Origin of the sequence: Streptomyces thermoviolaceus (assembly GCF_045209695.1) — a bacterium.
Classification (GTDB): domain Bacteria; phylum Actinomycetota; class Actinomycetes; order Streptomycetales; family Streptomycetaceae; genus Streptomyces; species Streptomyces thermoviolaceus.
Genome location: NZ_CP109280.1, coordinates 4,860,175 through 4,884,859, shown reverse-complemented (window position 1 = coordinate 4,884,859; position 24,685 = coordinate 4,860,175). Strand labels below are relative to the sequence as shown.

19 protein-coding genes and 1 rRNA gene are annotated in these 24,685 nt (G+C 74.1%); 4 read left to right on the top strand and 16 right to left on the bottom strand.

Going from position 1 to position 24,685, the window contains the following annotated elements:
- Positions 1 to 40 precede the first annotated feature (40 nt).
- The 4 genes from ald to OG899_RS21260 all read right to left on the bottom strand — a co-directional run bounded on the left by ald (position 41) and on the right by OG899_RS21260 (position 6,143).
- A complete protein-coding gene (ald, locus tag OG899_RS21275) occupies positions 41 to 1,165 on the bottom strand; it encodes an alanine dehydrogenase (protein ID WP_125498680.1) in 1,125 nt (374 codons plus the stop codon).
- A gap of 135 nt (positions 1,166 to 1,300) precedes the next feature.
- Positions 1,301 to 3,409, bottom strand: a complete 2,109-nt coding sequence (locus tag OG899_RS21270) for a tetratricopeptide repeat protein (protein WP_168130783.1) — start codon at positions 3,407 to 3,409, stop codon at positions 1,301 to 1,303.
- A gap of 316 nt (positions 3,410 to 3,725) precedes the next feature.
- On the bottom strand, positions 3,726 to 4,352 hold the full coding sequence (locus OG899_RS21265; RefSeq protein WP_125498676.1) for an NUDIX hydrolase: 627 nt from the start codon (positions 4,350 to 4,352) through the stop codon (positions 3,726 to 3,728).
- 90 nt (positions 4,353 to 4,442) lie between these two features.
- Entirely contained in the window at positions 4,443 to 6,143 is a 1,701-nt protein-coding gene (locus OG899_RS21260) for a CTP synthase (protein WP_125498674.1), read from the bottom strand.
- A gap of 518 nt (positions 6,144 to 6,661) precedes the next feature.
- Here OG899_RS21260 and OG899_RS21255 point away from each other — a divergent pair.
- Positions 6,662 to 8,464, top strand: coding sequence for a glycoside hydrolase family 15 protein (locus OG899_RS21255; RefSeq protein ID WP_125498672.1), 1,803 nt, complete (start codon positions 6,662 to 6,664; stop codon positions 8,462 to 8,464).
- A gap of 69 nt (positions 8,465 to 8,533) precedes the next feature.
- Positions 8,534 to 10,186: a PucR family transcriptional regulator gene (locus OG899_RS21250; RefSeq protein ID WP_125498670.1), complete on the top strand. Its 1,653-nt coding sequence runs from the start codon at positions 8,534 to 8,536 to the stop codon at positions 10,184 to 10,186.
- Positions 10,187 to 10,293: 107 nt separating this feature from the next.
- Here the strand turns inward: OG899_RS21250 and OG899_RS21245 are convergent, their stop codons facing one another.
- From OG899_RS21245 to OG899_RS21220, 6 genes are all read right to left on the bottom strand, one after another.
- Complete coding sequence (locus OG899_RS21245; protein WP_125498669.1) at positions 10,294 to 11,424, bottom strand: glycosyltransferase family 4 protein; 1,131 nt, start codon at positions 11,422 to 11,424, stop codon at positions 10,294 to 10,296.
- Positions 11,425 to 11,684: 260 nt separating this feature from the next.
- Complete coding sequence (locus tag OG899_RS21240; RefSeq protein WP_125498667.1) at positions 11,685 to 12,434, bottom strand: hypothetical protein; 750 nt, start codon at positions 12,432 to 12,434, stop codon at positions 11,685 to 11,687.
- A gap of 31 nt (positions 12,435 to 12,465) precedes the next feature.
- Entirely contained in the window at positions 12,466 to 14,217 is a 1,752-nt protein-coding gene (gene recN, locus OG899_RS21235; protein ID WP_189343423.1) for a DNA repair protein RecN, read from the bottom strand.
- 397 nt (positions 14,218 to 14,614) lie between these two features.
- The gene (locus tag OG899_RS21230) at positions 14,615 to 15,523 is read right to left on the bottom strand and encodes an NAD kinase (RefSeq protein WP_125498665.1); all 909 of its coding nucleotides are present in this window, start codon (positions 15,521 to 15,523) and stop codon (positions 14,615 to 14,617) included.
- On the bottom strand, positions 15,520 to 16,335 hold the full coding sequence (locus tag OG899_RS21225) for a TlyA family RNA methyltransferase (RefSeq protein WP_125498663.1): 816 nt from the start codon (positions 16,333 to 16,335) through the stop codon (positions 15,520 to 15,522). Before OG899_RS21225 ends, OG899_RS21230 begins: the two co-directional genes overlap by 4 nt.
- Positions 16,336 to 16,342: 7 nt before the next feature.
- Positions 16,343 to 16,654 (bottom strand): hypothetical protein, encoded by a 312-nt coding sequence (locus OG899_RS21220; protein WP_125498661.1) that lies wholly within the window; start codon positions 16,652 to 16,654, stop codon positions 16,343 to 16,345.
- 42 nt (positions 16,655 to 16,696) lie between these two features.
- On the opposite strand from OG899_RS21220, the gene OG899_RS21215 reads away from it, so the two are divergent.
- Entirely contained in the window at positions 16,697 to 17,044 is a 348-nt protein-coding gene (locus tag OG899_RS21215) for a sterol-binding protein (protein ID WP_125498660.1), read from the top strand.
- Between the two features lie 30 nt (positions 17,045 to 17,074).
- Here OG899_RS21215 and OG899_RS21210 read toward each other — a convergent pair whose 3' ends face one another.
- From OG899_RS21210 to OG899_RS21195, 4 genes are all read right to left on the bottom strand, one after another.
- Complete coding sequence (locus OG899_RS21210) at positions 17,075 to 17,953, bottom strand: ABC transporter ATP-binding protein (RefSeq protein WP_125498658.1); 879 nt, start codon at positions 17,951 to 17,953, stop codon at positions 17,075 to 17,077.
- A complete protein-coding gene (locus OG899_RS21205) occupies positions 17,950 to 18,951 on the bottom strand; it encodes an iron chelate uptake ABC transporter family permease subunit (RefSeq protein WP_206344977.1) in 1,002 nt (333 codons plus the stop codon). The genes OG899_RS21210 and OG899_RS21205 overlap by 4 nt, the downstream gene beginning before the upstream one ends.
- An 89-nt stretch (positions 18,952 to 19,040) precedes the next feature.
- On the bottom strand, positions 19,041 to 20,084 hold the full coding sequence (locus tag OG899_RS21200; protein WP_125498654.1) for an iron ABC transporter permease: 1,044 nt from the start codon (positions 20,082 to 20,084) through the stop codon (positions 19,041 to 19,043).
- Positions 20,085 to 20,325: 241 nt separating this feature from the next.
- Positions 20,326 to 21,354 (bottom strand): HAD hydrolase-like protein, encoded by a 1,029-nt coding sequence (locus tag OG899_RS21195; RefSeq protein ID WP_125498652.1) that lies wholly within the window; start codon positions 21,352 to 21,354, stop codon positions 20,326 to 20,328.
- Between the two features lie 70 nt (positions 21,355 to 21,424).
- On the opposite strand from OG899_RS21195, the gene OG899_RS21190 reads away from it, so the two are divergent.
- The gene (locus OG899_RS21190) at positions 21,425 to 22,717 is read left to right on the top strand and encodes a DUF1015 domain-containing protein (RefSeq protein WP_125498650.1); all 1,293 of its coding nucleotides are present in this window, start codon (positions 21,425 to 21,427) and stop codon (positions 22,715 to 22,717) included.
- Positions 22,718 to 22,844: 127 nt separating this feature from the next.
- On the opposite strand, the gene OG899_RS21185 is transcribed toward OG899_RS21190, so the two are convergent.
- Positions 22,845 to 24,350 (bottom strand): tetratricopeptide repeat protein, encoded by a 1,506-nt coding sequence (locus tag OG899_RS21185; protein ID WP_168130784.1) that lies wholly within the window; start codon positions 24,348 to 24,350, stop codon positions 22,845 to 22,847.
- Positions 24,351 to 24,500: 150 nt separating this feature from the next.
- Positions 24,501 to 24,617 (bottom strand): 5S ribosomal RNA (gene rrf, locus OG899_RS21180).
- Positions 24,618 to 24,685: the final 68 nt, after the last annotated feature.

Genomic DNA, 24,685 nt, shown 5'->3' with positions numbered 1-24,685 from the left:
GTGTGTGCGACGGGGATTGACACCGTCGCGGGTGCGCGGATCAGCCGAGCAGCGTCTCCAGTTCGACGTGCTCCAGGCCGTGCGCCTCGGCGACCTGCCGGTAGACCACCTTGCCGTCATGGACGTTGAGGCCCTTGGCGAGCGCGGGGTCGCGGCGCAGCGCCTCCACCCAGCCGTTGTTGGCCAGCGAGACGATGTACGGCAGCGTGGCGTTGGTCAGCGCGTAGGTGGAGGTGTTGGGCACCGCGCCGGGCATGTTGGCGACGCAGTAGAACACCGAGTCGTGGACCGGGAAGGTGGGCTCGGCGTGCGTGGTCGGGCGGGAGTCCTCGAAGCAGCCGCCCTGGTCGATCGCGATGTCGACAAGGACACTTCCGGCCTTCATCCGGGACACCAGCTCGTTGGTGACCAGCTTGGGAGCCTTGGCGCCCGGGATGAGCACGGCACCGATCACGAGGTCGGCGTCCAGGCAGGCCTTCTCCAGCTCGAAGGAGTTGGAGACGACCGTCTGGATCTTCGTGCCGAAGATCTTGTCCGCCTCCTTGAGCTTGTTGATGTCCTTGTCGAGCAGGGTCACGTGGAAGCCCATGCCGACGGCGATCTGCGCGGCGTTCCAGCCGGAGACGCCGCCGCCGATGACGACCGCCTTGGCGGCCTGCACGCCGGGCACACCGCCCGGCAGCACACCGCGGCCGCCGTTGGCGGCCAGCAGGTGGTAGGCGCCGACCTGCGGGGCGAGGCGGCCCGCGACCTCGGACATCGGGGCGAGCAGCGGCAGCGTGCGGTTGGGCAGCTCGACGGTCTCGTACGCGATCGCCGTGGTGCCGGACTTCAGCAGCGCGTCCGTGCACTCCTTGGAGGCGGCCAGGTGCAGGTAGGTGAAGAGGATCTGGTCCTTGCGGAGGCGGTGGTACTCCTCGGCGACCGGTTCCTTGACCTTCAGCAGCAGGTCGGCGGTGGCCCACACCTCGTCGGCGGTGTCCAGGATCTCGGCGCCTGCCGCGACGTACTCCTCGTTCGGGATCGAGGAGCCGATGCCGGCGTTCCGCTCGACGACGACCTGGTGGCCGTTGCGCACCAGCTCGTGCACGCCGGCGGGGGTGATCGCCACCCGGAACTCGTTGTTCTTGACCTCGCGGGGGATGCCGACCTTCACATCGATCACGGTCCTTGGCTCAGGGGAATGTGGGGCAATGAAGACGTACCCCGGCATGCACGGGCATACCGGGAGACACCGCAGGAGAACGAGCGGCACAGCCAGTTTAATGAAGGTGTTCTCGCTGTCTAGCCTTCCATTGCATCAATCTTCGATGGATGCACTGCGGGTTTCGCAGGTGTCGCCGTCGTGTTCCCGTGAGATGTCGGGCGCGGAGCTCGCCGCTGCGGCCTCCTCGGGGCCCGCGGGAGACGCCGCGGGACCGGCGAGCATCCGGTCGGCCGCGCCGCGGTGCAGGGACGCGGCGACCGGGTCGCCGAGCCGCTGGAGGGTGTCGGCGAGCCTGAGGTGCAGGGCGGCCTGCAGCCGGACGTCCCCGGCCCGGCGGGCCAGTTCCACGGCCTCCTGGCAGGTGCGCAGGCACTCCTCGAACCGGCCCGCGTACTCCTGGACCCGTGCCAGTTCGCTCAGCGTCCGTGCGTGGCCGGCCACGTCGCCGCTGCGGCGGTGGGCGGCGACGGCGGAGCGCCAGGTGCGCAGCGCCTCGTCGTAGCGGCCCGCGTAGGTGTGGGCGGCGGCGATCCGGCCGTAGAGCCGGGCGGCGTCCCGCTGCTCGCCGCGGGCCAGGCGCTCGGCCAGGGCCCGGCCGAACCAGTCGGCCGCCCGGTCGAAGTCCCCCAGCTCCTGGTGCGCCCCGCCGACGGACTCCATGGCCCGGCCGGCCGCACCGGGGTCGCCCGCGGCCCGTGCGGCGTCCAGCGCGGCCCGGTAGCGGGACAGGGCCTGGTGGGACCGGCCGCAGCGGGCGTCGAGGTCGCCGAGGTTCAGCAGGGCGGCGGCCTGCTCCCGGGGCAGGCGCCGCCGCTCGGCCACGTCCAGGACCAGGCGGTGGATGCCGTACAGGTCGCAGGCGGCCGCCCGGGTGCCCAGGTGCGCGACCATGGCCCGCACCAGCTGGGCCATCAGCCGGCGGGCCAGGGTGTCCAGCTCCCCGTCGGCGACGGCGAGGCGGGCCGCGGCGAGCAGGGCGCCCCGGCGGGCCCGCAGCCACTCCTCGGCGGCCCGCGGGGAGGGGAAGCGCAGCGCGGGCGGCACGCTGCGGAGCCGCTCGCGGGCCTCGGGGGTGCCGGTCTCGGTGATCGCGCGGCAGGACTGCAGCAACCGCACCGTCCGCTCCAGCATCCGGGCGCGGGCCAGCTGCAGCTCGGCCGGGCGGTCCAGGCGCCGCGCGAGGTCCTTCAGCAGCGGGTGCAGGCAGCCGGGCACCTCGTAGCAGGGCAGCGGCGAGTCCACGGCCCGCAGCAGGCCGAGGGCGGTGAAGTCGTCCAGCTGGGCGCGCGCCTCCTCCACCGAACAGCCGGCCAGCGCGGAGGCGAGGTGCGGGTCGACGTCGCCGACGGGGGCGAGGCACAGCAGGCGCAGCATCCGCGCGACGGGGCCCGGCAGGTCGTCGTGCATCAGGTGCAGCAGCCGCTGGAGCGGGCTCGGCCGGTCGGGGTCGGCGTGCAGCTGTTTGGCCAGGTCGGCGACGGCCGCCTTGGGGTGGGCGGCGAGCCAGCCGCCGGCCAGCACCAGCGCGGCGGGCTGCCCCTGGCACGCCTCGACCAGCTGTTCGGCGGCGCGCGGGTCGACGGTGATGCGCACCGGGTCGATGCGTCCGCCCAGCAGCTCCAGGCCCGACTTGGTGTCCAGTCCGCCCAGCGTGCAGGGGCGGACGTCGCTGATGCCGGTGAGCGGTCCCCGGGAGACCGCGACGAGCAGACAGTCGGCGTTGTCCGGCAGCAGCGCGTCGACCTGGGCGGCGTCCGCCGCGTCGTCCAGCAGCAGCACGGTGCGCCGTCCGGCGAGCGCGTCGCGCAGGTGCTGGGACAGCTCGTCCTCGTCGGCGCCGGGCGGTGTGGCGACGCCGAGGGCGGCGAGCAGGTCGCCCGCGGCCCGCTCGACCGGCACGGGGGTGCCGTCGGGGTCGGACAGGCGGGCGCGCAGCACCCCGTCGGGGTAGCGGTGGGCGATCTGCCGGACCAGCTTCTCGGCGAGCGCGGTGCGGCCGGAGCCGGGGCGGCCGGCGATGAGCAGGACCCGGGCACGGGGGGCCTTGCGGCCGGAGAGGGTGTCCAGTCCGGCGCGCTCGATGTCGGCGCGCAGCCCCTTCAGCTCCTGGGTCCGGCCGAGGAAGACACGCGCCGCGGCCGGGCTCGGCCGGCCGGCACCCGGCACGCTCACGCCCCGCGCATCCACCGCCTGATCCGTCACGGGCCACACTCCCGTCGCACCGCACGCGCGAGCCGCCGAAAACCCCTGCTCCGGTTGCCGCACCTGCCCCTCGGCTCCCTCGGACGAAGCCTAGTTCACGCTGTGCGACGCTCCCGTACCAGCGGGTCGGGCGGAACGGACACATCGCCCGATCGGATCAGGCGATGGTCACACCGCAGAGTGGCCGACGGTGGTCGCACCGCCGAGCGGGCCTGGGCCCGTGCCCGGGCACAGGGGTACGCCGGTGCTCCCGCACCGGGGCACCGGCGTTCCGCACGCACCGGTGCGCCCGCCCCGGAGCACCGGCATCGGGCGGTCAGGCGGTGAAGGGCCGCGCCGGCCACGGCGCCAGGGCCGGGCGCAGGGCGTCCAGGCCGTCGCCCGCGCGGGCGGCGACCAGCGACAGCACGCCCACCACCAGGCAGTTGTTGTGCAGCTCACCCGCGAGCACGCCGCGCACCAGCTCGTCCACCGGGACGCGGGCGACCTCCATGTCCAGCTCCTCGTGCTCGGCCGCGAACCGCTCGCCGTCCGCCTCGGACAGGCCGCGGGCGAGGAAGACGCGGACGGCCTCGTCGCAGCCGCCGGGCGTGGTGTACACGTCGGTGAGCACCCGCCAGTCCTCGGCCTTGACGTGCGCCTCCTCGTACAGCTCGCGCTGCGCGGCGTGCAGCGGGTTCTCGCCGGGCACGTCGAGCAGGCCGGCCGGGATCTCCCACAGCCGCTGCCGCACCGGGTGGCGGTACTGCCTCACGACCAGGACCCGGTCTGCGTCGTCCAGGGCGAGGACGGCCACGGAGCCGGGATGCACCTGGTAGTCGCGGGCCGAGACGGAGCCGTCGGGCATGACCACCTCGTCGGTGCGCACCGAGGTCTTCGCCCCGGTGAACGGGGTCCGCGTCGCCCGGATCTCCCACTCCTCGGGGGTGTCCTGGATCGTCATGCCCTGTCCTTCCACACGTGCTCGGCCGGGTACGGAACCGGGGCGTCCGCCTCGCGCGGCGGACGCCCCCGACACCGTACAACCGGAGCGTCAGGCGCTCTTTCCGCTCTTGGCGGTCTTCTCGCTCTTCCCGGTCTTCCGCTCGACCGCGGCCTTCACCAGACCGGCGAACAGCGGGTGCGGGCGGGTCGGCCGGGAGCGCAGCTCGGGGTGGGCCTGCGTGGCGACCAGGTAGGGGTGGACGTCACGCGGGTACTCGACGTACTCCACGAGCTTGCCGTCCGGGGAGGTGCCCGAGAAGACGATGCCGGCCTTCTTCTCCAGCTCCGCGCGGTAGGCGTTGTTCACCTCGTAGCGGTGACGATGGCGTTCCTCGACGTACTCCTTGCCCTCGTAGACCTCGCGCACGATCGAGCCCTCGGCCAGCTTGGCCGGGTACATGCCCAGGCGCATCGTGCCGCCCATGTCTCCCTCGCCGGCGACGATGTCCAGCTGCTCGGCCATGGTGGAGATCACCGGGTGGGCGGTGGCCGGGTCGAACTCGGTGGAGTTGGCGTCCGGGATGCCGGCGAGGTTGCGCGCGGCCTCGATCACGACGCACTGCAGGCCGAGGCAGAGACCCAGCAGCGGGATCTTGTTCTCGCGGGCGTAGCGGATCGCGCCGACCTTGCCGAGCACACCGCGGTCGCCGAAGCCGCCGGGGACGCAGATGCCGTCCACGTCCTTCAGCTGCGCCTCGGCACCCGCCGGGGTCTTGCAGTCGTCGGAGGTGACCCACTTGATCTTCACGCGGGCCCGGTTGGCGAAACCGCCCGCGCGCAGCGCCTCGGTGACCGACAGGTAGGCGTCGGGCAGGTCGATGTACTTGCCGACCAGCGCGAGGGTGACCTCGTGCTCCGGGTTGTGCACGCGGTCGAGCAGGTCGTCCCAGGTCGTCCAGTCCACGTCCCGGAAGGGCAGGTCGAGCTTGCGCACCACGTAGGCGTCCAGGCCCTCGGCGTGCACGACCTTGGGGATGTCGTAGATCGAGCGGGCGTCGGGGCAGGCCACCACGGCGGCCTCGTCGACGTCGCACATCAGGGAGATCTTGCGCTTGATCGCGGTGGGCACCTCGCGGTCGCAGCGCAGCACGATGGCGTCCGGCTGGATGCCGATGTTGCGCAGCGCGGCCACCGAGTGCTGGGTCGGCTTGGTCTTCAGCTCGCCGGACGGGCCGATGTAGGGCAGAAGGGAGATGTGCACCACGAACACGTTGTCCCGGCCCACCTCGTGGCGGACCTGGCGCACGGTCTCCAGGAACGGCAGCGACTCGATGTCGCCGACCGTGCCGCCGACCTCGGTGATGACCACGTCGACGTCGTCGGTGGCCATCCGGCGGATGCGGTGCTTGATCTCGTTGGTGATGTGCGGGATGACCTGCACGGTGTCGCCGAGGTACTCGCCGCGCCGCTCCTTGGCGATCACGGAGGAGTACACCTGGCCGGTAGTGACGTTGGCCGAGCCGTCCAGGTCGCGGTCGAGGAACCGCTCGTAGTGGCCGATGTCCAGGTCGGTCTCGGCACCGTCGTTGGTGACGAACACCTCGCCGTGCTGGAAGGGGTTCATCGTGCCCGGGTCCACGTTCAGGTACGGGTCGAGCTTCTGCATCACCACGCGCAGGCCCCGGGCCTTGAGCAGCATGCCGAGGCTGGAGGCGGTGAGGCCCTTGCCCAGCGAGGAGGCGACACCCCCGGTGACGAAGATGTGCTTGGTCGTCGTGGCGGAGCTGTTTCGGAAAACAGTGGGCGGCATGGCCAAGAGGGGGCTCCCGTGGTCGCGGTCTGTCGTGCGGTACGGCTGTCCGGCCCGGGGCCGGCCCGGGTTGTCCGGATGGGGGTGCCGTCGCTGCGGTTCGGGGGTTTCGAGCCCACCGGTCCACGGGCTACCAGCGTATCAGCGCCGAAGAGGCCCGATGTCCGAGCACGCTGCGCGCACGCGCGCACACGCTCCCGTTGCCCTTACAGTGGGCCTCACCCGCAGCTCACCCTCACGGCGCATGCGGGTTGGCCCGAGCGGCACGCGGCCCCTGCACATGCGTCGTATCCTGCTCGGACATTCGCTGCCGAGCCCGGCCGGCAAGACGGCACACCCCCGCCCGTACGCACCGGAACAACGAGAGCTCGTCAGTCCGTTGTGCGGAGATCGTCGTTCTGCCCCAGGGCCGACCGGCGGTTTGCCTCACCGCTCAACGACCCCTACAACACCCCCCCCTGACCGCACTAGCGACCGCCCCCTTGCGGGGTGACGTGGCCGTTCGACTGGAGTAGCACGTGGCCGGGCGCATCGAGGACTACGCACTCATCGGAGACATGCAGACCGCTGCCCTGGTCTGCAGGGACGGGACAGTCGACTGGCTGTGCCTGCCCCGCTTCGACTCGCATGCCATCTTCGCCGGTCTGCTGGGCACCGAGGAGCACGGTTTCTGGCGGCTCGGGCCCGCCTTCGCCGAGGGGACCCGGCCGGCGCCCGCGACCCGGCGCAGCTACCGCGGCGACTCGCTGATCCTCGAGTCGGAGTGGGACACCCCGCGCGGCACTGTCCGCGTGATCGACTTCATGCCGCCGCGCGACGGCGCCCCGCAGCTGATCCGGATCGTCGAGGGGGTCACCGGCCGGGTGCCGATGCGCTCGGAGCTGCGCATGCGTTTCTCCTACGGCCGGGTGGTGCCCTGGGTGCACCGGCGCGGGGACCGCACGGTCGCGGTCGCGGGCCCGGACTCCGTGTGGTTCGACACATCGGTGGACACCTACGGGGAGTCGCTGACCACGTACGCGGACTTCACCGTCGCCCCCGGTGACCGGATCGGTTTCACCATCTCCTGGCAGCCCTCCCACAAGGACGCGCCGCCGCTGCCGGAACCGGAGCAGTCGCTGGAGGCGACCGAGGACTTCTGGCGCGAGTGGGTGGGGCACTGCACGTACCACGGCCCCTACCGGGAGGCGGTGATCCGTTCCTTGATCACCCTCAAGGCCCTGACCTACGCCCCCACCGGGGGCATCGTCGCGGCCCCGACCACCTCCCTGCCCGAGGCCATCGGCGGGGTGCGCAACTGGGACTACCGCTACACCTGGCTGCGGGACGCGGCGATCACCCTGTCCTCGCTGCTGCGCACCGGCTACCGCGAGGAGGCGCGCGCCTGGCGCGAGTGGCTGCTGCGGGCGGTCGCCGGCGACCCGGAGAACCTGCAGATCATGTACGGCATCGCCGGTGAGCGCGAGCTGGGCGAGGCCGAGCTGGAGTGGCTGCCCGGCTACGAGAACTCCGCCCCGGTCCGGGTCGGCAACGGTGCCGCGCACCAGTTGCAGCTGGACGTCTACGGCGAGGTCACCGAGGCCCTGCACCTGGGCCACATGACCGGCCTGGCCCGCAACGACTACGCCTCCCTGCTGCAGCTGAAGCTCATCGAGTACCTCGAGGAGCACTGGCAGGAGCCGGACGAGGGCATCTGGGAGGTGCGCGGCCCGCGCCGTCACTTCGTGCACTCCAAGGTCATGGCGTGGGTGGCGGTGGACCGCACCATCAAGCTCATCGAGTCCGGCGACGCCGACGGCCCGCTGGAGCGGTGGAAGGAACTGCGCGACGACATCCACCGCGACGTGTGCGAGAAGGGCTACGACAAGGAGCGCAACACCTTCACCCAGTCCTACGGCTCGAAGGAGCTGGACGCCTCGCTGCTGATCATTCCGCAGGTGGGCTTCCTGCCGCCGGACGACAAGCGGGTGATCGGCACGGTGGAGGCGATCCAGCGGGAGCTGTCCACGCCGGACGGCTTCATCCTGCGCTACCCCACCGACGGCGAGCGCGCGGGCGTGGACGGGCTGCCCGGTGACGAGGGCGCGTTCCTGGCCTGCTCGTTCTGGCTGGCCGACGACCTGGCGATGATCGGCCGGGTGGACGAGGCGCGCGCGCTGTTCGAGAAGCTGCTGTCGCTCCGCAACGACCTGGGGCTGCTGGCGGAGGAGTGGGACCCGAGGCTGCAGCGCCAGGTGGGCAACTTCCCGCAGGCTTTCAGCCATGTTCCGCTGATCGACACGGCCCTGCGGCTGACCGCGAGCGGAGCCTACGGGGGCTGACGGCGGGCCGGGGCGGTGCCGCAGACCGGCGCTGTTGCCGGCCGGTCGGCCCGGGTAGCGTCCGGTGCCATGGACCGCATTTCCGACACCGGGGCCGGCGGCATCACCGTCCGCCGTGCCCTGGAGCTGCCCGGGCTGAGCAGCGGACTGCCGGAGGTCCTCGCCGGCGCCGACCAGCTCGGTCGCACCGTCCGCTGGGTGCACGCCGGCGAGGTGCCCAACATCGCCTCCCTGCTCAAGGGCGGCGAGCTGCTGCTGACCACGGGGTTCGGCCTGGGCACCCGTCCCGCCGACCAGCGGGCGTTCGTGCGCACCCTGGCCGAGCGCGGCATCGCGGCGCTGGTGGTGGAGCTGGGCCCGCGTTTCACGCGGCTGCCGGCGGCGCTGGTGGACACCGCGCGCGCAGCGGGTCTGCCGCTGGTGCAGCTGCACCGCGAGGTGCCGTTCGTGACGGTCACCGAGGAGATCCACACCGAGATCGTCAACGGTCACTACGCGTTGCTGCAGCGCGCCGAGGAGGTGCACCGCCGCTGCACCGAGGCGCTGCTGGGCGGCGGCGGGGTGCCGCAGGTGCTGGACATCCTGGCCGGCTTCGCGGCCAATCCGGTGTTCGTGGAGACGGCGGACGGCCGGCTGCTGTACGCGGCCGGATCCGGCCCCGAGGGCACCGATCCGCTGCAGGTGTGGGAAGGGCTGCGCGGCCAGCGCCGGGACGTGCCGCCGCCGGCCGGGTCGGTCCTGGTGGACGTCCCCGGCGGCGGCCCGGGCAGCGGCGCGGTGCGGGCCCGGCTGGTGCTGCTGCCGGTGCGCGGCCCGCTGGCCCCGGTGCACCGCATGGCCGCGGAGCGGGCGGCGGGGATCCTGGCCGTGGTGCTGATGCAGGCCCGGCAGGAGGAGGAGCTGGCCGCTCGCGGGCGTGGCGACTTCCTCACCGACCTCGCCGAGGGCCGGATCGCCGCCGAGGACGCGCCCGCGCAGGCCCGGGTGCTCGGGTTCAAGCCGGGTGCCGGGCCGCTGCTGCCGGTGGTGATGCGGATGGGCGAGGCGCTGGCGCCGGGCGGCGGCTGGGCGGTGCTGACCCGGGCGGTGGCCGAGGAGCTGACCGCGGCGGGCGTGCCGGCGCTGCTGGGGGTGCGGCCGGTGGAGGGCCGGGTGCTGCTGCTGGCCGGGCTGCGGTCGGAGGCGGAGCGCGCGGCCGCCGCGGACCGGGTCGCGGCGGCACTGCGGGCCGGGGCGGAACGGTCGGGGATGCGGCGTCCGGGCGGCCCGCCACCGGTGGTGGTGGTCGGCGTCGCGGGCGGCTGGACGGCGGCCTCGGCGGGGCTCCGGCACGCGGCGGAGACGGCAGCGGCGGCCCAGGGGCTGCCGGAACGGCCCTGGTACGACGCCCGGCGGCTGGACATCGACCTGCTGCTGTGGCGGCTGCGCGACCACCCCGACCTGGCGGCGTTCGTGGACCGCGCGCTCGGCCCGGTCCTGGACCACGACCGCCGTGCCAAGCCTGCGCTGCTGCCCACCCTGCGCTCCTACCTGGCGCACGCGGGCCGCAAGGCGGAGACCGCCCGCGAGCTGCATCTGAACCGGCAGACGCTGTACAACCGCCTGGCCCGGATCACGGAGTTGCTCGGCACCGATCTGGAGGACCCGGACACGGTGCTGACGCTGAGCCTGGCCCTGCGCGCCCGCCGGCATGTGACCCGGCGGACGCCCGCCGGGTCGTGAGCCGAGGACAGCCGCCGGGGCCGTGAGCCGGACGCTCCTCGTCGGCTCGTGAGGCGGACACCTCCCTCCGACAGCCGAGCCGGAGGACCGCAGAAGGCCCCGGTGGACTAGAAGAGGGGTCCCGCGGAGGTCAACTCGTCGTAGACGGCGAGGACCTGAGCGACCGTCTCGTCCTCGGTGGGCCAGCCGGCCGCCTGGCGCAGGCCGCGTTCGCGCAGCTCCTTCCGGCGTACGGGGTCGCCGAGCAGCCGCACCACGGCGGCGGCGAACGCCTCGGCGTCGTGCTGCGGGACCAGTTCGGCGGCGTCGCCGACGAGTTCCGGGATCCCCCCGTCGCGCACGGCGACCAGCGGCACCTGCGCGTGCAGGGCCTCCTGGGCGAGGACGGGACGTGCCTCCCGGCTGCCGGGCAGCAGGGCGAGGTCGGCGGCGGCGAGCAGTTCGCCGACGTCGTCGCGCCGGCCGAGGAGCCGTACCGGCAGGTCCTCCGCCTCGATCCGCCGCTGCAGCACCGGCCGGAGCGGCCCCTCCCCCGCGATCAGGACCAGCGGCGCGGGATCCGCGCGGCGCCAGGCGTGGGCGGCGTCCAGCAGCAGCTCGTGGCCGCGGTGCCGGTCCAGGGAACCGACGGAGAGCAGCAACGGCCTCTCCACGACGCCGAGTTCGGCGCGGATCTTGGCGCGCGGGCGCTCGGGGTTCTCGTGTCCGCCGCGCGGCCGGGGCACGGCGACCGCGGCGAGCCGGGCGTCCCGGGCCCCGCGGCTGCGGGCACGGTCCACCAGGTCGGAGGTGGTGCCCAGGACGACGGTGGCGGCCTTGACGACCCGTCGCTCCAGCATCCGTACCAGGCGGGCGCGGGGTCCGTGGGCCTGGACGTGGTTGTGCCAGGTGACGACCAGCGGGGTGCGGCGCCCGCTGAGGGCGAGGGCGGCCCGCAGGGAGGCGTGCAGGCCGTGCGCGTGCACCAGGTCGGCGTCCGCGCACACGGTCCGCAGCGCGGCCATGGACACCGGGTCGCTGCTGCGGGGCACATGGACGTGGGCGGCGCCGGTGTCGGTGAACCCGTAGGCGCGGTCGGCCTCCGCGGGGGCGCACACCGTGACCCGCACGCCCCGCGCGACCAGCCCCGCGGCCAACGACCGCACATGCACGCTGCTGCCGGCACTCGCTCCGCCCAGCACCTGCACGGTGCGCAGCGGCGACGGGCCGTGCGGTACGCGGCTGACGAGGGGGCTCACGCGGCCGGGGCTCCAGTTCGGCTCGGACGGTCGCAAGGACGCGTCGGACGGGCACGGGGACACAGGGGGATCGCGAGGGATGTACTCGACGGTAGCGGGTTCGGCGCCGGACCGTGGGCGGCTGCCCGGCGGCCTTCCCGCCTCAAGGATGCCAGTACGTACGGGTGTTCCGGGGTTCTCGCGGCCGGCGGCCGGGGCGGGCTGCGCTCGGCTCGCGCACCCACGTCACCCACATAGGTGATTTCGGGGGTCGTGGGGTGTCAATGCCCGCGGGGTCGTGCGGTCAGCCGTTCACCGCACACCGCGGCGGCCACCACGGCGACGGTGTGGGCGAGCAGCCCGGCCCGCCCGTTGGCGAGGACGACGGCCGTGCCCAGAACAGCGCCCAGGGCGTGCGCCCCGGTGTCGCCGAGCATCGTGCGCTGCCCGAGGTCGTCGGGCAGCACGGCCGCGGCCGCTCCCGTGGCGGCGGCGGACAGCTCGGCACCCGGGCCGCCGCGCAGCATGCCGGGGGCGGCCAGGGCGAGCACCGCGCCGGCGGCCCGTCCGGGGCGCACGTCGAGGAGGTTCACGGCGTGCGCGGCCCCGGCGATCACCACGCCCGCGAGAATCCTGTCCGGCCATTGCCGCTTCAGCGCAACCCCGGCGAGCAGACCGGCCGCCGAGATCCCGGCCAGTTTGACCGTCCCGCTGGTGACCTCGCCGTGCCGCAGGGCTGTCAGGTGCGCCCGGAATCCGCGCCGGGGTTCGCCGGCGCCGGCCACGTCGTCCCAGGCGCCGCACGCTCCCGCGGCCAGCACCGCCCACCCGGCGGCCGGCCGCACCCGTCCCGCGGCGGCCGCCCCGGCCAGGGCGGTGGCGGGCCCGGCGTACAGTCCGACGCTGCGGCCCCGGAAGTTGGTCCGCTCCCAGCGGTGCCGGCCGCCGGGAGCGGTGGCGCGCAGAGCGGCGGACCCGGCGCGGGTGCCGGCGGCGGCCAGAGTCATGGTCGATGCAAGACGGGACAGCATCCCGCCAGCTTAACCGCCCGGTGACGGTGCGTCAGACTTCGGCCCGGGCTGTGGCGAGCAGTTCCTCGGCGTGGGCGCGGGCCGTCGCGGAGTCCTCCTGGCCGGCCAGCATCCGGGACAGCTCACGGATGCGGTCCTCGCCCTCGAGAACCTTCACCCCGGACCGGGTCACCGACCCGTCGTCGGTCTTCTCCACCAGCAGCTGCCGGTCGGCGAACGCGGCCACCTGCGGCAGGTGGGTGACCACGACGACCTGCGCGGTCTTCGCCAGCTTCGCCAGGCGGCGGCCGATCTCCACGGCCGCCTTGCCGCCGACGCCCGCGTCGACCTCGTCGAACAGATAGGTGGGGACCGGGTCCGTACCGGCGAAGACGACCTCCACGGCCAGCATCACCCGCGACAGCTCACCGCCGGAGGCGCCCTTGGCGATCGGCCGCGGCGGGGCGCCGGGGTGCGGGGCGAGCAGCAGCTCCACCTCGTCCACGCCGAACGGTCCGTAGGCGACGCGCCGGCCGCCGACCTCGACCCCGTCGGGGTCCTCGGTCTGCCGGACGGCGAACGACACCCGGGCGTGCGGCATGGCCAGCGAGGCCAGCTCGGCGGTGACCGCCTCGGCGAACCGCTCGGCGGCCTGCGTCCGGGCGTCGGTCAGGGCCTGCGCCAGCTCGCCCAGTTCGGCGCGGAGGGCATCGCGCTCCGCGGTCAGCTCCTCGATCCGGTCGTCGTCGTTGTCGAGTTCGGCCAGCCGTGCGGCGCTGCGTTCGGCCCACTCCAGGACGGCGTCGATGCCCCGGTCGAACTCCCCGTACTTGCGCATCAGGCCGCCCAGCGCCGCCCGCCGTTCCTCGACGGCCGCCAGCCGCAGCGGGTCGGCGTCCAGGTCGCCGGCGTATCCGGCCAGCTCCCCGGCCACGTCCCCGAGCAGGATGCCGATCTCGCCGAGCCGGTCGCTGAGCGCGGCCAGCGCCGGGTCGTGGGAGCGCACGGCCTGCAGGGCCCGCTGGGCACCGGCCACGAGGGTGGCCGCGTCGATGCCCTCGGGATCCTCCGGGTCGCCGGCCAGGGCGGCGTGGGCGGCCGTCGCGGCGGACGACAACGCCTCGGCGTGCCCGAGCCGCTCGGCCTCCTCGGCGAGCTGCGCGTCCTCACCGGGGCGGGGTTCGACGGCGGCGATCTCGTCCAGGCCGTAGCGGAGCATGCCGGCCTCCTGGGCCCGCTCCCGCGCCCGCGTGGTGATCTCCTCCAGCTCGGCGGTCACCGCCCGCAGCCGCCGGTACGCCTCGCTGTACTTGGCCAGCGGCACCGCGACCGCGTCGCCGGCGTACCGGTCCAGCGCCTGGCGCTGCCGCGACGGCTTCAGCAGCCCCTGCTGGTCGCTCTGCCCGTGCACGGCCACCAGGTCCTCGGCCAGCTCGGCGAGCAGCCCGACCGGGACGCTGCGGCCGCCCACGTGGGCCCGGGAGCGTCCTTCGGCGGACACGGTACGGCTGATCAGCAGCGCCCCGTCGTCCAGCTCGGCGCCGGCCTCCTCGGCCCGCAGGGCCACGGGGCCGTCGGCGGGCACGGTGACCCGGCCCTCCACGACCGCCTTGCCCGCGCCGATCCGCACCAGCGCCGGATCCGCGCGGCCACCGAGCAGCAGTCCCAGGCTGGTGACCACCATGGTCTTGCCCGCGCCCGTCTCACCGGTGACGGCGGTGAAGCCGGGCGCCAGCTCGACCACGGCGTCGTCGATCACTCCGAGCGACCGTATCCGCATCTCCTCCAACACGGACACGACCATACGAGGTCGGCGGGCACCCGTGCGACGGACCCCGCGGCGCTTGCGCGGAACTTCCACGGCGCACCGGCAACACCACGGGCCCCTGCGTCACCCGGGCGCGTGCATGCCGGACCCCGGACGAGCCCCGGAGCGTCGCGGCACCGGCGCGGGCGCGTCGCGGCACGGGCGCGCACGCCGACGCGGGCGCACACGCCGGGGCGCGGCGGCCCGCCATCCGGGAACCGGCGCGCGACGTCCTTGTCACCAGCGGCATGGGGCGCCCCTCGCTGTCACCGGCGCGGCGCTGTCGTCATCAGCCGGTGCGACGGCCCGTGGGTCACCGTGGCACGCTCCCGGCATTCACCGGCGCGGCGCTTGCTGCGTCAGCGGTGCGACGCCCCGTGCGTACTCCACGCCGTCACTGGTGCGGCGCCCCGCGCCACCCCGACACCGGCAGGGCGAACTTCGCCACCAGCCGGTCGGTGAAGGACGCGTGGTGCAGCCGGGCCAGCCGGACCGGCACCGCGCCGCGCCGCACCTCCACCCGTGCCCCGGGCGGCAGCTCCACCGTGCGCCGCCCGTCGCACCACAGCACCCCCGGCGGCACGTGCGGCATCACCTCCACGGCCAGCACCGAGTCCGGCGAGGTCACCAACGGCTTGGCGAACAGCGCGTGCGCGCTGATCGGCACCATCAGCAGCGCCTCCACCTCCGGCCACACCACCGGCCCGCCGGCGGAGAAGGCGTACGCGGTCGACCCGGTCGGCGTGGCGCACACGATGCCGTCGCAGCCGAACCCGGTCACCGGCCGGCCGTCGATCTCCAGGACGACCTCCAGCATCCGCTCGGCGGACACCTTCTGCACGGCGGCCTCGTTCAGCGCCCAGTCGGTGTGGACGACCTCGCCGTTGCGGTGCACGACGACATCGACCGTCATGCGTTCCTCGACCTCGTAGGAGCGGGCCACCACTCGGTCCACGACCTTGTCCAGGTCGTCGCGCTCGGCCTCGGCGAGGAACCCGACCCGGCCCAGGTTGACGCCCAGCATCGGCACCCCGGAGGCACGGGCGAGCTCGGCGCCGCGCAGCAGCGTGCCGTCCCCGCCGAGCACGATCAGCAGCTCGCACCCGTCCAGGCACTGCGGGGTCGCCTCCTCGACCAGCTGCACCTCGTCCGGCAGCGGCAGGTCGACCGCCTCCGCCCGCAGCACCCGCACCCCGATCCCGCTGCGCAGCAGTCCCTTGACCACCAGTTCGGCACTGCGCACGGCCGCCGGCCGGCCGGTGTGCGCCAGCAGGAACACATGTCGTGCTCGGGTATCGGTCAACGCGGCCCCTCCGCCACTGCTCGGTCGACGTCGGCCGGGTCCACCTCGGGCGCACCGGCACGCAGCCAGAGAAAGTATTCGACGTTCCCGGACGGTCCGGGCAGCGGGCTGGCGGTCACGCCCTTCACCCCGAGCCCCAGCTCCCAGGCCCGGGCGGCCACGCCCCGTACGGCCTCGGCCCGCAGGGCGGGGCTGCGGACCACGCCGCCGCTGCCCAGGCGTTCCCGGCCCACCTCGAACTGCGGTTTGACCATCAGCACCAGGTCGGCGTCCGGACGCGCGCACCGCACCAGCGCGGGCAGCACCAGGCCGAGCGGGATGAACGACAGGTCGCCCACGACCAGGTCCACCGGCTCGCCGTCGATCGCCTCCAGCGTCAGCTCCCTGACGTTCGTGCGGTCCTTGACGGTGACGCGGTCGTCCTGCTGCAGGGACCAGGCGAGCTGCCCGTAGCCGACGTCGACGGCGACGACGTGCGCGGCACCGGCGCGCAGCAGCACGTCGGTGAAGCCTCCGGTGGAAGCACCGGCGTCCAGCGCCCGGCGGCCCTCGACCACCAGGCCCTGCGGGACGAACGCCTTGAGCGCGCCGGCGAGCTTGTGCCCGCCGCGGGAGACGTAGTCGGGATCGCTGTCGTCGGCCGTGACGACGATGGCCGCGCCGGTCTCCACCTGCGTGGCCGGCTTGGTCGCCACGACCTTGCCGACGGTGACCCGCCCCGCGGCGATCAGCTGGCTGGCGTGTTCCCGCGAGCGGGCCAGCTTGCGGTTGACCAGCTCCACGTCCAGACGGCGGCGTGCGACTCGTGCCACGTTCGGTTCAGCTCCTGCGGTCGTGCGGGGTCGGGGGCGCCGGAGGTCCCGGTCGGGCGTCGAGCGCGGCGAGCGCGTCACGCAGCCCCTGATGTACATCCTCGTACACCGCCGCATGTCCGTCCGTGGTGAGGTGGTCGACGTCGCCGAGCCGCTCCAGGGCGGCGTCGACGTGCGGGTCGCCGGTGGGGGTGCGGGCGACGTCCAGCGGGGCGGGCCCGGGGTCGGTCGTGGCGGGACCGGGCGCCTGCTGCCCGGCGTGCGCAGCGGCCGCGTCCGCGGCGGCGGTCCCCTCCGTCCCGGTCACAGAGTCGGTCATGCGCGAACGCTACCGCGTGCCGCTGGGGTACGGTCGTCGGCGATGGCCACGATCGAGGAGTGCCGCAGCGCACTCGAGAAGCTGTCGGACAGCCTGGCGCACGCGGACGGGGACGTCCGTGCGGCGGCCTCGCTGGACCGTTCCGTGAGCTGCCACATCACCGACCTCGACGTCACCTTCACGGGCCGTCTGGCCGGCGGGCGGATCGAGGTGTCCGGTGTGGTGCCGGGCCCGCCGCCGCACCGGGCGCAGATCCGGCTCGCGATGACCGGGGACGACCTGGTCGCCCTGGTGGGCGGCGAGCTGGGCTTCGCCGCGGCCTGGGCCTCGGGCCGGGTGCGGCTGGAGGCGGGCCTGATGGACCTGTTCCGGCTCAGGAAGCTGCTGTGACTCAGGATCTTCCGGGCCGTCTGCGACGGCTCAGGACGCCTCTGTGACGGCCGCCGCCCGGCGGGCGGCACGCCGGCGGGCGGAGCGGGCCGCGGGCACCACCAGCGGCGTGCCGGTCTCGGGGTCCTCGATGACCTGGCAGCGCAGGTGGAAGACCTCCTCCACCAGCTCCGCGGTGACGATGTCGTTGGGCGCGCCCTCGGCGACGACCTTGCCGTCGCGCAGGGCGATGAGGTGGGTGGCGTAGCGGGCGGCGTGGTTGAGGTCGTGCAGCACCGCGACCAGGGTGCGCCCCTGCTCCTCGTGGAGTTCGGCGCACAGGTCGAGGATGTCGATCTGGTGCTGGATGTCCAGGTACGTCGTCGGCTCGTCGAGCAGCAGCAGCGGCGTCTGCTGGGCGAGCGCCATGGCGATCCACACCCGCTGGCGCTGACCGCCCGAGAGTTCGTCCACATAGCGTCCGGCCAGCTCCGCCACGCCGGTCTGCTCCATGGCCTCCCGGACGACCCGCTCGTCCTCGGCCGACCACTGTCGCAGCAGGCCCTGGTGCGGGTAGCGGCCCCGGCTCACCAGGTCGCCGACGGTGATCCCGTCGGGGGCGACGGAGGACTGCGGCAGCAGCCCGAGCGTGCGGGCGACCTGCTTCGCGGGCAGCGACTGGATGACCTGCCCGTCCAGCAGCACCCGGCCCTCGGTGGGCTTGAGCATCCGCGACAGCGCCCGCAGCAGCGTGGACTTGCCGCACGCGTTGGGTCCGACGATCACCGTGAAGGAGTGGTCGGGTATCTCCACGGACAGCTGTTCGGCGATGATCCGCTGCTCGTAGGCGAGGGTGACGTTGTCGGCGGACAGGCGGTTCACGCTGCTCCTTGCGCTGTCGGACGTGTGGTGGGTGCTCGAGGCGCTCATATCCGTCCCTTCCGGCGCTCGGTGACCAGCAGCCACAGCAGGTAGACCCCGCCGAGCACGCCGGTGACCACGCCGACGGGCAGCTGGTCGGCACCGAAGACACGCTGGGAGGCCCAGTCGGCGGCGACCAGCAGGGCGGCTCCCATGCAGGTGGCGGCCGCCAGGTTGGGGCCGGGCGAGCGGGTCAGCCGCCGGGCGAGCTGGGGCGCGGTCAGCGCGACGAAGGCGACGGGACCGGCGGCGGCGGTCGCGGCCGCGGTGAGCAGCACGGCGGAACCCATCAGCAGCATCCGGACCCGCTCCACGCGAACCCCGAGGGCGTGGGAGATGTCGTCGCCCATCTCCAGCATCCGCAGCCCGCGCGCGTTGCCGGCGACGAGCGGCAGCAGGACCACGCACAGCGCGAGCAGCGGCCAGACCTGCGTCCAGTCCCGGCCGTCGAGGGAGCCGGTCATCCACACCACCGCGCGGGCGGCGTCCACGAAGTCGGCCTTGGTGATGAGGTAGCCGTTGACGGCGGTGACGACCGCGTTGACGCCGATGCCGACCAGCACCAGCCGGTAGCCGTGCACGCCCCGCTTCCAGGCCAGGAGGTAGATGGCCAGCCCGGTGAGCAGGCCGCCGGCGAGGGCGCCGAAGGTGACCGTGGTGGCGCTGCCGGAGAACAGGACGATGACGACGAGCGCGCCGGCCGTCGCGCCCTGGGACAGGCCGAGCACGTCCGGGCTGCCCAGCGGGTTGCGGGCCACGGACTGGAACAGGGCGCCGCCCAGCCCCAGGCAGGCGCCGACCAGCAGCCCCACCAGGGCGCGGGGCAGCCGCAGCTCGCGGATGACGAATTCCTGGCCCGGGTTGCCCTGGCCGACGAGCGACTTGAGCACGTCGGAGGCGGAGATGGGGAAGTCGCCGGTGCCGACGAGGAGGACGCTCACCGCGAGCGCGGCCAGCAGCAGCGCGACGACGACGGTGAACGCCCTGACGTCGAGGCGCAGGGACAGCCCGCCGGGGAGGTGGACGGACCGTGCGGCCCACCGGGTCCGGGCGGCCGGCTCCGCGGCGTCGGGGGTACGGGGGACTCGGGTGGTCTTCACAGCTGAGCCGTCCTCCGGCGCCGGACGAGATGGATGAACACCGGTCCGCCGATCAGCGCGGTGACGACGCCGACCTGCACCTCGGAGGGCCGGGCGACGACCCGGCCGATGACGTCGGAGCCGAGCAGCAGCACCGGCGACAGCAGGGTCGCGTAGGGCAGGATCCAGCGCAGATCGGGTCCGGTGAAGGAGCGCACGACGTGCGGGACCATCAGGCCGACGAAGACGATCGGCCCGCAGGCGGCGGTCGCCGCCCCGCACAGCACGGTCGCGGCGAGCATGGCGAGCGCCCGGGTCCGGGTGAGGTGGGTGCCGAGGGCGCGGGCGGTGTCGTCGCCCATCGCCATCGCGTTCAGCGGCCGGGCCAGCAGCAGCGCCAGCACCGTGCCGACCAGCCAGAACGGCAGCACCTGCAGCACGGTGTCGCCGGTGGCCGCGGCCAGGGAGCCCACGGTCCAGAACCGCATCTTGCCCAGCGACGCCCCGTTGCTGATCATCACGGCCTGCACATAGCCGTAGAGCGCGGCGCCGAGCGCCGTGCCGGCCAGAGCCAGCCGCACCGGTGTGGCGCTGCGGCTGCCGCCCAGGAACCACACCAGCGCGCCCACCACCGCCGCGCCGAGGAAGGCGAACCACACATAGCCGCTGAAGCTGGTGACGTTCAGGAAGGTGAGGGCGGTCACCACGGCCGCGGACGCGCCCGCGTTGATGCCGAGCACCCCGGGGTCGGCCAGGGGGTTGCGGGTGAGCGCCTGGAGCACGGCTCCGGCCAGGCCGAGCGCCGCCCCCGCGAGCAGTCCGAGCAGCGTGCGGGACAGCCGTTCGCCGACCACGACGTCGCCGTAGGTCCCCTCATCGTGGAACAGGCCGTGCCAGACCTGGGCCAGGGACAGGTCCTTCGCCCCGACCGCGATGCTCGTCAGGGCGACGAGCAGCAGGATCACGGCGGATATGAGGAGCCCGGCCGTCCGCGCACCTCGACGGGTCGGGGGCGCGGCGGACTGCTGCGCGCGCTTCGCGGGAGGACTGTCGACCAACACGCGGTTAGGTTAGCCTATCCTCCCCGCTTCATCACCCGTCACGTCCCTTGCCGCACACGGCCCCTCGCCTCCGCCGGGCCCGGACCGTGCCGCCTCCCGGGCAGAAGCCGGCCCCTGCAAAGGCGCAGGTCACCCGCCCTCCCGGGACGCGCGACGGGCAAGCCCCGCCCTTCCGGGACGTGCGCCCGGCGAGAGCCGCAGAAGTCCCGCCCGCTCCGTCACGGCCCCGGTCGTGATGCCGTCACAGCCCCAGTCGGGCCAGGGCCTTGTCCGCGCTCAGCCGGCACGGCTGCTCGCCGCCCGACGTCCAGGCCGCCGCGCACAGCGCCCGCAGTCCGTCCAGGGCGGTGCCGTCGCCGGTCAGCTCCAGCTGCGCGACACCCGCGGTCGCCGTCCACCCTCCGCACCGGAAACCGTCACCGGTGCGGGTGATCTCCGGCTGTCCGGTGAGCAGGCCGCGCAGATCGGCGTCCACATAGGTCGGCCGGTGCTGCGGCGGAGCGGCGAGCAGCTGGGCGGCGTCGGTCACCCCGGTCAGCACGAGCAGCGAGTCGACCTCGCCGTTGAACGCTCCTTCGATGTCCGTGTCCAGCCGGTCCCCCACCACGAGGGGCCGCCGGGCGCCCGTGCGCAGGATCGTCTCGCGGTGCATCGGAGGCAGCGGCTTGCCCGCCACCTGCGGTTCGGCACCGGTCGCGATCCGCACGACCTCCACCGCCGCCCCGTTGCCGGGCGCGATCCCCCGCGCGCTCGGAATGGTCAGGTCGGTGTTGGACGCGAACCACGGCACCCCGCGCGCGATCGCGTAGCAGGCCTCGGCGAGCCGCCCCCACGGCAGCTCCGGCCCGCCGTAGCCCTGCACGACCGCCGCCGGGTCGTCGTCGGCGGACTCCACCGGCTCCAGCCCCCGCTCGCGCAGCGCGATCCGCAGCCCCTCACCGCCGATCACGAGGACCCGCGACCCCTCGGGCACCTGACCGGCGATCAGCCGGGCCACCGCCTGCGCGGAGGTGACCACGTCCGACGGCTCGGCCGGTATGCCCAGCTCGGTCAGGTGGGCGGCCACCGCGTCCGGCGGACGCAGGGCGTTGTTGGTGACGTAGGCCAGCCGCATGCCGCCCGCCCGGGCGGCGGCCAGCGCGTCCACGGCGTGGTCGATCGCCGCGCCTCCCGCGTACACCACGCCGTCCAGGTCGAGCAGGGCCGTGTCGTACGCCTCGCTCAGGGCCTGCTCGCTGCCCTCGGGCCTGGTCCTTGCGCCCCGGCTCATTCCGCATCGCTCCTCGTGCCGATTCCCCTCCGATCATGCCGCATGGCACTGACACACGTACGATGCCGGGATGAGCACTGCAGGTCACTCGTCGGCAGCACCCCGCCGCGGCCTCGACCTCACCCCGTTCCGAGGCCTGCGCTACGCCCCCGACCGGGTCGGCAGCCTGGCGGCCGTGACGTCCCCGCCGTACGACGTCGTCGTACGGCCCGACGGGTTGCACCATCTGGAATCCGCCGACCCCCACAACATCGTCCGGCTGATCCTGCCGCAGGCGGGCGATCCCGCCGCCCGGAACGCGCAGGCGGCCGCCACCCTGCGTCGCTGGCTGGCCGAGGGCGTCCTGACCGCCGACCCGGAGCCGGGCCTGTACGTCTACGAGCAACGCGACGGCGACGGTCTGCTGCAGCGCGGGCTGATCGGCGCCCTGCGCGTGTCCGACCCGGACGAGGGCGTGGTGCTGCCGCACGAGGACGTGATGCCGCACGTCGTCGCCGACCGCGCCGATCTGATGCGGGCCACCTGCGCCAACCTCGAACCCCTGCTGCTCACCTACCGCGGCAACGGGTCCGCCGCCGCCACGACCGTGATCCTGGAGCGCACCGTCGAGCAGCCTCCGCTGCTGGCGACGACCACCGAGGACGGCTTCCATCACCGTCTGTGGTCCATCACCGACCCCGGGGACCTGGCCAAGATCCAGGCGGATCTGTCGGAGCATCAGGCCCTGATCGCCGACGGCCACCACCGCTGGGCGACGTACCGCAGCCTGCGCGCGGAGCACCCCTCCCCCAGCCCCTGGGATTTCGGCCTGGTGCTGCTCGTGGACACCGCCCGCTATCCGCTGCGGGTCCGCGCCATCCACCGCCTGCTGCACGGCCTGCCGGTCGCCGAGGCGCTGTCCGCGCTGGACGGCCTGTTCCGGGTGCGGCACCTCGAGGTGCCGTTGCCGGCCGCCCTGGAGGCGCTGGCGGAGGCGGCCGAGGAGAGCAACGCCTACCTGCTGGCCGGGGACGGCGCGTTCCACCTGGTGGACCGCCCGGATCCGGCGCTGCTGGCCCGCACGGTCCCGGCGGACCACCCTGAGGCGTGGCGCACCCTGGACGCGACGGTCCTGCATGCGACCCTCCTGGAGCACGTCTGGCACATCCCGGAGGACGATCCCGCCCGCATCGCCTACATCCACGACACCGCCGCGACCGTCGCCAAGGCGGAGCTGGACGGGGGCACGGCCGTCCTGATGCATCCGGTCCGCGAGGACGTGGTGCGCGACCTGGCCCGCCAGGGCGTGACCATGCCCCGCAAGTCCACGTCGTTCGGCCCGAAACCGGCGTCGGGGCTGGTGCTGCGCGTCCTGGACATGTGAGTCCGGGCACCGCGAGTCCCGGACGCGCCCGGACCTGTGGAACGCGCAGAGGGCGGCCACCCGCACGGGGTGGCCGCCCTCCTGTCGCATCTCCGTCGGCGCCGCCGGCCGCGACCGGACCCGGTCGTCAGCGGCCGCCCTGGCCGCTGTCGCGCCGGGCGCCGTCGGTCTCGGTCCCGGCCAGGTCCTCGTCGTCCTCGGTGTGGGTCTCGTCGAGGGCGTCGGTGAACTCGATGCCGTCCAGCTCGGCGAGCCGGTCCGAGGCGTCGGTGCTGCCGTCCCGGTCGGCCTCGACGGCCTTGGCGAACCACTCGCGCGCCTCACGCTCCCGCCCGGCCGCCAGCAGCGCGTCGGCGTAGGCGTAGCGCAGCCGCGCGGACCACGGCTGCGTGGAGCGGGAGGCCAGTTCGGGGCTCTGCAGCGTCACGATGGCGGCGTCCAGCTGCCCCATGTCACGCCGGGCACCGGCCGCGACGAGCCGCATCTCGACCTGGCCGGCCTTGTCCAGCCGGTGCACTTCCGGCGCCCCGGCCATGTCCAGCGCCTTCTCCGGGCGGCCGAGTCCGCGCTCGCAGTCCGCCATGACGGGCCACAGCTCCACGCTGCCGGTCATCCGCCGGGCGGCCCGGAACTCGGCGAGCGCCTCGCCGTACTTCTGGTTGGCGTACGCCGCGAATCCGGCGGCCTCGCGCACGGCGGCGACCCGAGAGGCCAGCCGCAGCGCCACCTTGGAGTAGCCGTAGGCCGCCTCGGGGTCCTCGTCGATGAGCCGGGCGACCATCACCAGGTTCTTGGCGACGTCCTCGGCGAGCGTCCTGGGCAGGCTCTGCAGTTCCTGCCGGACGTCCTTGTCGATCTCCTCGCCGGTGACCTCCGGCGGGATCGGCAGCCGCTTGATCGGCTCGCGGTCCCGGTCGTCACGGAACCGGCCACCGCCGCGCCGGTCGTCACGGCCACGGAAACCGCCCGGGCGTCCGCCACGTCCGTCCCGGCGGGGCCCACGACCCCCTCGGTCGTCACGGCCGCGGAATCCGCCCCGCTCGCCGCGCGTGTCGTCCCGGTGCGGGGAGGGACGGTCGCCGTCCCGGCGGACACCACGGTCGCGGTCGTCCCGGCGGCCGTGGCCGGCACGCTCGCCGTCCCGGCGGTACGAGGACCGCTCGTCCCGTCGGTCGGTGTGCCGCGCGTTGCGTTCGTTCCGCTCGTCCGTGCGGTCGTCACGGCGAAACCCGCCCCGCTCGGGCCGCTCGAAGCGGTCACCACGACGCCCGTACCCGCCTCGGTCCCGGTCGTCCCGGCGGCCGTAGCCGCGCTCGTCGTCCCGACGGCCGTACCGGCCGCGGTCGTCGTCGCGGCCGTATCCCCGCCGGTCGTCCCTGCGGTCGTCACGACGGTCGTCACGGCGGAACGCACCACGGTCGTCGCGACGGTAGGACGGACGGTCGCCGTCCCGCCGGAAGCCACGGTCCCGGTCGCCTCCTCGGCGGTCGTCACGACGGCCGTTGCCGCCGCGGTCGTGGCCACGGCGCGACCCCGCGCGGTAGCTGCCGCGGTCGTTGCGGTCAGCACGGTCACCATCGTCCCGGCGGCGTTGGTCGCGTTCCGGACGCTCGTCTGGAGAGTTGGTGGACATCGGTGACTCCTGTCTGCTGTACCGCGTGATGACTGCTCGCGTGTTTCTCGCGCGCGTCGGCCGCCCCGGTGCGCCCGGGCGCTGCTTGCTCCAAATGAAAGAACCCCTGATCCCAGCTGTACGCTGGCGACCAGGGGTCCTCCAACAATTGTTCGGCGGCGTCCTACTCTCCCACAGGGTCCCCCCTGCAGTACCATCGGCGCTGTAAGGCTTAGCTTCCGGGTTCGGAATGTAACCGGGCGTTTCCCCTACGCTATGACCACCGAAACCCTAATGGTTTCGAGCGAACAAGCACACTCTTCAATTGTCTGTTCTCTCGAAGCCGGCAACTGTTC